Here is a 7,648-nt window from a genome sequence, read left to right as displayed (position 1 = left end):
TCACCGAGCTGGTGGGTATCGAATATCCGATCGTACAGACCGGGATGGGCTGGGTATCGGGACCATCGCTCACCTCGGCCACGTCGAACGCCGGCGGTTTGGGGATTCTGGCCTCGGCGACAATGACTTTCGGTGAGTTGGAAGCGGCGATCAAGAAGACCAAGTCGCTCACCGACAAGCCGTTCGGTGTGAACATGCGCGCCGACGCCGCCGATGCCGCCGACCGGATCGACCTGGTGATCCGGGAGGGTGTGAAGGTCGCTTCGTTCGCGCTGGCACCGAAGAAGGATCTGATCGCCAAGCTCAAAGACCATGGTGTGGTGGTCATTCCGTCGATCGGTGCGGCCAAGCACGCATTGAAGGTGGCATCGTGGGGTGCGGACGCGGTGATCGTGCAGGGCGGTGAGGGCGGTGGCCACACCGGGCCGGTCGCCACCACACTGCTGCTGCCGTCGGTCATCGATGCGCTGGCACAGGCGGGTTCGGATATGCCGGTCGTCGCCTCGGGTGGCTTCTTCGACGGCCGCGGGCTCGTCGCTGCATTGGCCTACGGTGCCGACGGCGTCGCGATGGGCACCCGGTTCCTGCTCACCTCCGACAGTGCCGTCCCTGACTCGGTGAAACAGGAGTACCTCAAGCGTTCCCTGAACGACACCGTCGTTTCGGTGAAGGTGGACGGCATGCCGCATCGGGTGCTGCGGACCCCGCTGGTCGATGCTCTCGAAAGCGGTAGTCCCGTCAAAGCTTTGGCGGCTGCTGCCCGGAATGCGAATGAGTTCAAACAGCTCACCGGTATGAAGTGGACCACCCTGGTACGTGACGGCCTGGCTATGAAGAAGTCCGGTGAGCGGACCTGGCAGCAGATCATCATGGCCGGCAACACCCCGATGCTGCTTCGTGCCGGGCTCGTCGAGGGCGACACCAGGGCAGGGGTCCTCGCTTCCGGCCAAGTCGTCGGCATGATCGAGGATCTGCCCAGCTGCGACGAGTTGATCCAGTCGGTGATGACCCAGGCTCACGAACGCCGCAAAGCGCTGAGCTGACCCGAGGACAAGAAGCGCCCTCCACCGGGGTGCTGATGCAGTAGCCGCATCAGCGCTCCCGTGTTGGGCATTTTCTTGTCTGGATTCGAAAAATCGGGCTACCGTGTAGTGACTGACACCACACGGAGGGACGAAACCACCGATATGAACGCCACACAGCTCTTGGCCGCACACAGACTCGCACTGGGGACTGTGGCATTGCTGGCCAGCCGCACCGCCGGCCGACTCTATGGGCTGGACTTCAGCGCCGGTCCCGGCCCGACACTGACGCGGCTGATGGCGTCGCGCAACCTCGCACTCGGTGTCGGGCTCCTCGTGGCCGACGAGAAGTCCGCTCCCCTGCTGCACAAGCTGAACATCGCCACCGACGTCATCGACCTGGCGACCGTGGCCGACGAGACCCGGCGCGGAGCGCTGCCCCGCAAGGCCACCGTCATCGGGTTCCTGACTTCCCTGAGTGGCGCGGCCCTCGGCGCGCAACTGGTCAACCAGGATCGCGCATAGCCGGTCAGCGTGGGGCGATTCCGTCGAGCACGATCGAAAGATATTCCTGCGCAATGTCTTCGACGCCCATCGTGCCGCCGGGACGATACCAGCGGACCGCCACCCACACGGTGTCGCGCATAAATCGGTACACGAGCTCTAGGTCTAGGTCGGTGCGGAACTCGCCGTCGTCGACGCCGCGGCGGAGCGTCGAGAGCCAGAGGCCGCGGAATTCGGTATTGAGTTCGGCGATATAGCCGTAGCGTTCCTGGGAGGCCAGGCGCGGGGCCTCGTCCTGATAGATCGCCACCGCATGATGGTCGTTGTCGATCGCCTCGAATGAGGCGACCACGAAACGGCGGATGGTCTCGGTGGCCGACAGATCGGCCGCGGCGATCTCGCGGTACCTGCCGAACAGCCGGTCGAGGAAGCCGCGAAGGATCTCGTCGACCATCGACTCCTTGGAGTCGAAATGGTGATACAGGCTGCCCGACAGGATGCCCGCGGCGTCGGCGATGTCGCGTACCGTCGTGGACCGCAGCCCGTTCTCCGCAAACAGCCGGCCCGCCGTCGACAGGAGTTCGTCGCGGCGGGCCGAGCTGGTCGAGGTTCGCGCTGCCATGGGTCTACCCTAGCAAGCGCTTGGTCGGGTTGCGGTGGATCCGTGGGAGCCTGACGTCACCTGACCCTTCGTGACGCGGTCGGCTCGCAAGCTCGCGCGACTGCTCCTCAGGGATCAAGAAGGTCACACCAGCAACTCGCAAGCTCGCGCAGCTGCTCCTCAGGGATCAAGACTGCTACTTCTTGCGGGCCTTTTTCAGGGCGCGGGCATTGAGCTTGCGCCACATCTTGATCTGGCCGTCGGCCAACTTGGTGTCACGCTTGGCGAACGGCGGCGACATCATCGTGGCGACAGTGAGCGGCATCGTCGAGAATGCGACAGCGCGGCGATGACTGAAGGTGTCGAAGCCGGTCTTGCCGTGGTAGCCGCCCATGCCGCTGCGGCCGACACCGCCGAACGGGAGTTCGGGACCGAACAGGTGCAGCGCGAAGTCGTTGCCGTTGATAGCGCCGCTGCGGGTGCCATCGGCGAGACGCTCGAACCGTTCGTTGCGGTTGCCGCACCAGTACATCGTCAGCGGGTGGGGGTTGGCCGCGATGCGGTTGATGGCCTCGGACAGGTTGCGGTACGGGTACACCGTCAGCACCGGACCGAACACCTCGTCCTCCTCGATCTTCATGCCGGCCTTGACACCGGTGAGGATCGTAGGGGCGATCTTGCGGCGCCCGGCGTCGGGTAGCTGCTCGCCGGCCGGGATCACCTGGCGCTTGGTGGCGCCCAGGGACACCGCGTCGTCGATGAGGCCGACGATGCGGTTGTAGTTCTTCTCGTTGATGGTGGCGGTGAACTGCGGATTGTCGACGATCGTCGGGAGGTTGGCGGTCCAGCGTGCGATCACCTTGTCGATGAACTCGTCGTGCTTGGCCTCGGGGACGAACACGTAGTCGGGGCACAGGCACAGCTGGCCGCCGTTGACCAGCCGGGCGTCGGCCACCAGGTTGGCGGCCTTGGTGAGGTCTGCATCGGTGTCGACGACGACCGGGTTCTTGCCGCCGAGTTCGAGAGTGACGGGCACCAGGTTCTTGCCGGCCTCCGACGCCACCGACGCGCCCACCTCGGGCGATCCGGTGAAGAACATGTGGTCGACCTTGAGCTTGGCGAAGTCCGAGCCGGACCCGTGCCGCGAGGTGATGACCGCGAACTCCTCGATGGAGAAGTAGTCGGGGGCGTACTTGGCGATCACGTCGGTGGTCTTGGCCGTGATCGACGACGGCCGGATCAGCACCCGGTTACCGGCGGCGAACGCCGAACCCGCGGGCACGATGGTGAGCTGCAGCGGGAAGTTCCACGGGCCCATGATGCCGACCACGCCGAGCGGTTCGTGCCGGATCGACTGCTTGAAACCGGCGACGCCCATCACCTTGGAGGTCTTGGTCTCCTTCATCCATTTGGCGACGCTGCGCCGCTGGTGGGCCAGGTCGAGCATGCAACCGGCGATGTCGGCCATCAGTGACAGTTCACGGGGGCGCGAACCGAAGTCGGCGGTCAGTGCCTGCGCGATCTCGTCGGAATGGTCGAGCAGCAGCGCGGCGAGCCGGGCGATGCGGTCGATACGGGTTTTGGCGTCCGGGATGCCGTCGCGCAGGAACGCGGCCCGCTGGATCTCCAGCAACTCGGTCATAGTGTGCTGATCCGACGACACGTGCGTGTCGGTCGGGGTGAGCTCAGCGGGCTTGGTCATGCATCCTCCCAGATGGTTGTGTCGGTGTTCGTTGCCACCAGCGTAGGCACCGGAACATATATGTTTCGGGTACCAGTATGCGGGAGTTCACAGTGTTTGGCGACGGACGGTGGTCACGTCATGCGTGTACCTCACCGGACCCTTCGTGACCCTTGCGACTTCGTCGCTTCGGCCTCAGGGATCAAGAGAGGTACCCGGCACTCCCTGCGCATCAGCCTCAGGGATCAAGAAGGTGACCGGCACTCCCGGCGCATCGGCCTCAGGGATCAAGAAGGTGACCGGCTCACACATCGGTTTGGCCTCAGGGACCGAGAAGGTGACCGGCTCACGCATCGGTTTGGCCTCAGGGATCGGGTGGGTGGCCGGCTCATTGCGGCGGCCGGGCCACGGTCAGAGGCGTTCGATGATGGTGACGTTGGCGGTGCCGCCGCCCTCGCACATCGTCTGCAGGCCGTAGCGGCCGCCGGTGCGTTCGAGTTCGTTGAGGAGGGTGGCAAAGAGCTTGGTGCCGGTGGCGCCGAGGGGGTGACCGAGGGCGATCGCGCCGCCGTTCGGGTTGACTTTGGCCGGATCGGCACCGGTCTCCTTGATCCAGGCCAGCACCACCGACGCGAACGCCTCGTTGATCTCGACGACGTCGATGTCGTCGATGCTCATGCCCGCCTTGTTCAGGGCGTACGCGGTGGCCGGGATGGGTGCCGAGAGCATCATCACCGGGTCGTCGCCGCGCACCGACAGGTGGTGGATGCGGGCGCGCGGGGTGAGGTGGTACTGCTTGAGGGCGGCCTCGGAGACGACCAGCGCCGCCGATGCGCCGTCGGAGATCTGGGAAGCGACGGCCGCGGTGAGCCGGGAACCCTCGGCGAGCGGTTTGAGGCCGGCCATCTTCTCCAGCGTGGTTTCGCGGGGGCATTCGTCGACGGACAGATCACCGTAGGCGACGATCTCGCGGTCGAAGCGGCCGTCGGCGATGGCGGTGCGGGCGCGGTCGTGCGAGTTGAACGCCCACTGCTCCATATCCTCGCGGCTGATGTCCCATTTGACGGCCATCGCGTCGGCGCCGGCGAACTGGGAGATCTCGGCGTCGCCGAAACGCTTGCGCCAGCCCTCGGATTCTGCTGTGGGCGTGGTGAATCCGAACTCCTGTCCGGCGATCATGGCCTGCGAGATGGGGATTGCGCTCATGTTCTGCACGCCACCGACGACGACAACGTCCTGGGTGCCGCTCATCACGCCCTGGGCGGCGAAATGGATTGCCTGCTGCGATGATCCGCACTGGCGGTCGATCGTGGTGCCGGGTACGCCCAGTGGCATCCCGGCGGCCAGCCACGCGGTGCGGCCGATGTTGCCGGCCTGGGGGCCGATCGCATCGACGCAGCCGAACACCACATCGTCGACGACCTCCGGGTCGATGCCGGTGCGTTCGACGATCGCCGCGATGACGTGGGCGCCGAGGTCGGCGGGGTGTGCCTTGGCGAGTGAGCCGTTACGTTTGCCGACCGGGGTGCGGACGGCGTCGACGATGTAGGCCTGGGGGGTGGTCATGGTGGTGTCCTTCGTTGATGTCGGTGGTTGCGCTGAGAGCCGTCCGTCGCCGGACCCTTCGTGACGCTGCCGGTCGGCTCGCAAGCCGGCGCGACGGCGGCTCCTCAGGGATCAACAATCAGGCGCGTTGGGAGGAGATGGAGACGACTTCGCCGGTGAGGTAAGTGGTGTAGTCGCTGGCGAGCATCGCTATGGTCGCTGCGACCTCCCAGACTTCGGCGGCGCGGCCGTAGGCCTCTTTGGAGGCGAGTTCGTCGAGGAGTTCGTCGCTGGTGACCTTGGCGAGGAACGGGTGCTTGGCGATCGATGGGGCGACGGCGTTGATGCGCACCCCCACATCGGCGGCTTCGACTGCGGCGCAACGAGTCAGCGCCATGACACCGGCCTTGGCGGCGGCGTAGTGCGCCTGGCCGCGCTGGGCGCGCCAGCCGAGGACCGAGGCGTTGTTGACGATGACGCCGCCGTGCTCGACGGAACCGAAGTAGCGCAGCGCAGCCCGGGTGGCGCGGAAGGTGCCGGTGAGGGTGATGTCGACGACGCGATCCCACTCCTCATCGGTCATCTGTGCGACCGGTGTCTCGCCGCCGAGACCGGCATTGTTGACCAGCACATCGATGCGGCCGAGTTCGGTTGCGGCACCGGCGATCAGGTCGTCGACCTCGGCGGTGTCCTGCACATTGCAGGTGAGCTGGGCGACGGTCCGATCAGGGAACTCCTCGGCGAGCTTGTCGCGGGCCTCGCCGAGCCGGCGTTCGTGCCAGTCGCTGATCAGCACGTCGCCGCCTTCGAGCAGGATGCGCCGCGCCGTCGAGAAGCCGATGCCGGTGCCGGCGGCGGCGGTGACCACGGCCTTGCGTCCGGCGAGCAGTCCGTGGCCGGGGGTTTCGGCAGGCGGGGTGGCCAGGGGCGAGCGGAGCGACGGGAAATCTCCGGCTGATCTCGATACTGCTGTCATGACAGACGTGCCTCCCGGGGTAGGCCGAGCACCCGCTCGGCGATAATGTTGCGCTGCACCTCATTCGAGCCGCCATAGATGGTGTCGGCGCGGGTGAACAGCCACAGTCGCTGCCACTCGTCGAGCTCGACGTGCTCGGGGTCGTACAGGTCGTTGGGTCTGCCCTCTGCGGTGTGCGACGGGCCGATCAGCGACGGCGCACCCACCACCGTCATCGCGAGCTCACCCAGATCGCGATGCCAGTTGGCCCACAACAGTTTTGATGTCGACGCGGCGCCGGCTTCCGAGGTGATGTCGCCGCCGAGGGTGCGCCGTGCGTGCGCGCCCATCACGGTCAGACCGATCCGTGCCCGGGCGAGCCGGGCAGCGATGGCTGGATCATCGATGGCTCCATTGGTGCGGGCAAGTTCGGTGAGATCGTCGAGTTCGCGGGCGAATCCGACCTGCTGACCCAGCGTGGAGACGCCACGCTCGAACTGCAGCAGTCCCATCGCAACAGACCAGCCGTCGCCGGGCGCGCCGACGATCAGATCGGCGTCGGTGACTGCGTCGTCGAAAAAGACCTCGTTGAATTCCGACGTGCCGGTGAGCTGCTGGATCGGCCGGATGGTGATACCCGGCTGGTCGAGCGGCACCAGCAGGAAGCTCAGTCCCGCATGGCGTTTGGAATCCTTGTCGGTGCGGCACAGCACGAACACCCACTGCGACATGTGCGCCAGCGACGTCCAGATCTTCTGCCCGTTGATCACCCAGCGACCGTCTTCTGTTCTCGCAGAAGTGGATACGCCGGCCAGGTCGGAACCGGCACCCGGTTCCGAATAGCCCTGCGCCCACAGTTCGGTGACGTCGACGATGTGCGGCAGGAAACGCTGCTTCTGTTCTTCGGTACCGAATTCGATAAGGGTGGGTCCGAGCAGTTCCTCACCGAGATGGTTGACCCGGGCGGGTGCGTTGGCGCGGGCGTATTCGCGGTGGAAGATGATGCGCTGCTCGATGGTGGCGCCGCGTCCGCCGTAGCGGGTCGGCCAGCCCAGGCAGGTCCAGCCGGCGGCGGCCAGGTGCCGGTCCCAGGCGAGGCGTTCGGTGAAGAATTCGTGCTCGCTACCCGGACCGCCGCGGCCGGCCAGCTTGGCGAAGTCGCCGACGAGATTGTCGGCGAGCCAGGTGCGGACCGCCTCGGCGAACACATCGGCGGCGTCAGGGGTGTTCTCCGCCCAAGCGCCCAGGTCAACCGAGCGATCCGCCAGGTCGATCGCGCCCTGCGCGTCCGTGACACTCGTCGTCATGGCAGCTAGCATAGCCGACCAAGCAAGTGCTAG

General features: G+C 66.1%; 7 protein-coding genes. 2 read left to right on the top strand and 5 right to left on the bottom strand.

Annotation, left to right across the window (positions count from 1 at the left end; all coding sequences use genetic code 11):
* Together Q0627_RS07825 and Q0627_RS07820 are read left to right on the top strand one after the other, a co-directional pair.
* On the top strand, positions 1 to 1,043 hold a 1,043-nt coding region (locus Q0627_RS07825), incomplete at its 5' end, for a nitronate monooxygenase family protein (RefSeq protein ID WP_298808863.1).
* A 108-nt stretch (positions 1,044 to 1,151) separates the two neighbouring features.
* Positions 1,152 to 1,547 (top strand): hypothetical protein, encoded by a 396-nt coding sequence (locus Q0627_RS07820; RefSeq protein WP_291010954.1) that lies wholly within the window; start codon positions 1,152 to 1,154, stop codon positions 1,545 to 1,547.
* Between the two features lie 4 nt (positions 1,548 to 1,551).
* On the opposite strand, the gene Q0627_RS07815 is transcribed toward Q0627_RS07820, so the two are convergent.
* The 5 genes from Q0627_RS07815 to Q0627_RS07795 form a co-directional block, all read right to left on the bottom strand.
* A complete protein-coding gene (locus Q0627_RS07815; protein ID WP_291010956.1) occupies positions 1,552 to 2,148 on the bottom strand; it encodes a TetR/AcrR family transcriptional regulator in 597 nt (198 codons plus the stop codon).
* A gap of 175 nt (positions 2,149 to 2,323) precedes the next feature.
* Complete coding sequence (locus tag Q0627_RS07810) at positions 2,324 to 3,829, bottom strand: aldehyde dehydrogenase family protein (protein WP_298808857.1); 1,506 nt, start codon at positions 3,827 to 3,829, stop codon at positions 2,324 to 2,326.
* Between the two features lie 390 nt (positions 3,830 to 4,219).
* Complete coding sequence (locus Q0627_RS07805; RefSeq protein ID WP_298808854.1) at positions 4,220 to 5,374, bottom strand: acetyl-CoA C-acetyltransferase; 1,155 nt, start codon at positions 5,372 to 5,374, stop codon at positions 4,220 to 4,222.
* Between the two features lie 118 nt (positions 5,375 to 5,492).
* The gene (locus Q0627_RS07800) at positions 5,493 to 6,329 is read right to left on the bottom strand and encodes an SDR family oxidoreductase (RefSeq protein ID WP_298808851.1); all 837 of its coding nucleotides are present in this window, start codon (positions 6,327 to 6,329) and stop codon (positions 5,493 to 5,495) included.
* The gene (locus Q0627_RS07795) at positions 6,326 to 7,615 is read right to left on the bottom strand and encodes an acyl-CoA dehydrogenase family protein (protein WP_298808849.1); all 1,290 of its coding nucleotides are present in this window, start codon (positions 7,613 to 7,615) and stop codon (positions 6,326 to 6,328) included. Before Q0627_RS07795 ends, Q0627_RS07800 begins: the two co-directional genes overlap by 4 nt.
* Positions 7,616 to 7,648 lie beyond the last annotated feature (33 nt).

The organism is uncultured Gordonia sp. (genome assembly GCF_937858515.1).
Lineage (GTDB): Bacteria > Actinomycetota > Actinomycetes > Mycobacteriales > Mycobacteriaceae > Gordonia.
The sequence above is the reverse complement of the archived record's forward strand: the minus strand, read 5'-3'. Positions and strand labels throughout refer to the sequence as shown.

Bases quoted from the DNA above. Each gene is read 5' to 3' on its own strand.
- Q0627_RS07815 (WP_291010956.1), bottom strand. From the start codon at position 2,148: ATGGCAGCGCGAACCTCGACCAGCTCGGCCCGCCGCGACGAACTCCTG.
- Q0627_RS07810 (WP_298808857.1), bottom strand. From the start codon at position 3,829: ATGACCAAGCCCGCTGAGCTCACCCCGACCGACACGCACGTGTCGTCG.
- Q0627_RS07805 (WP_298808854.1), bottom strand. From the start codon at position 5,374: ATGACCACCCCCCAGGCCTACATCGTCGACGCCGTCCGCACCCCGGTC.
- Q0627_RS07800 (WP_298808851.1), bottom strand. From the start codon at position 6,329: ATGACAGCAGTATCGAGATCAGCCGGAGATTTCCCGTCGCTCCGCTCG.
- Q0627_RS07795 (WP_298808849.1), bottom strand. From the start codon at position 7,615: ATGACGACGAGTGTCACGGACGCGCAGGGCGCGATCGACCTGGCGGAT.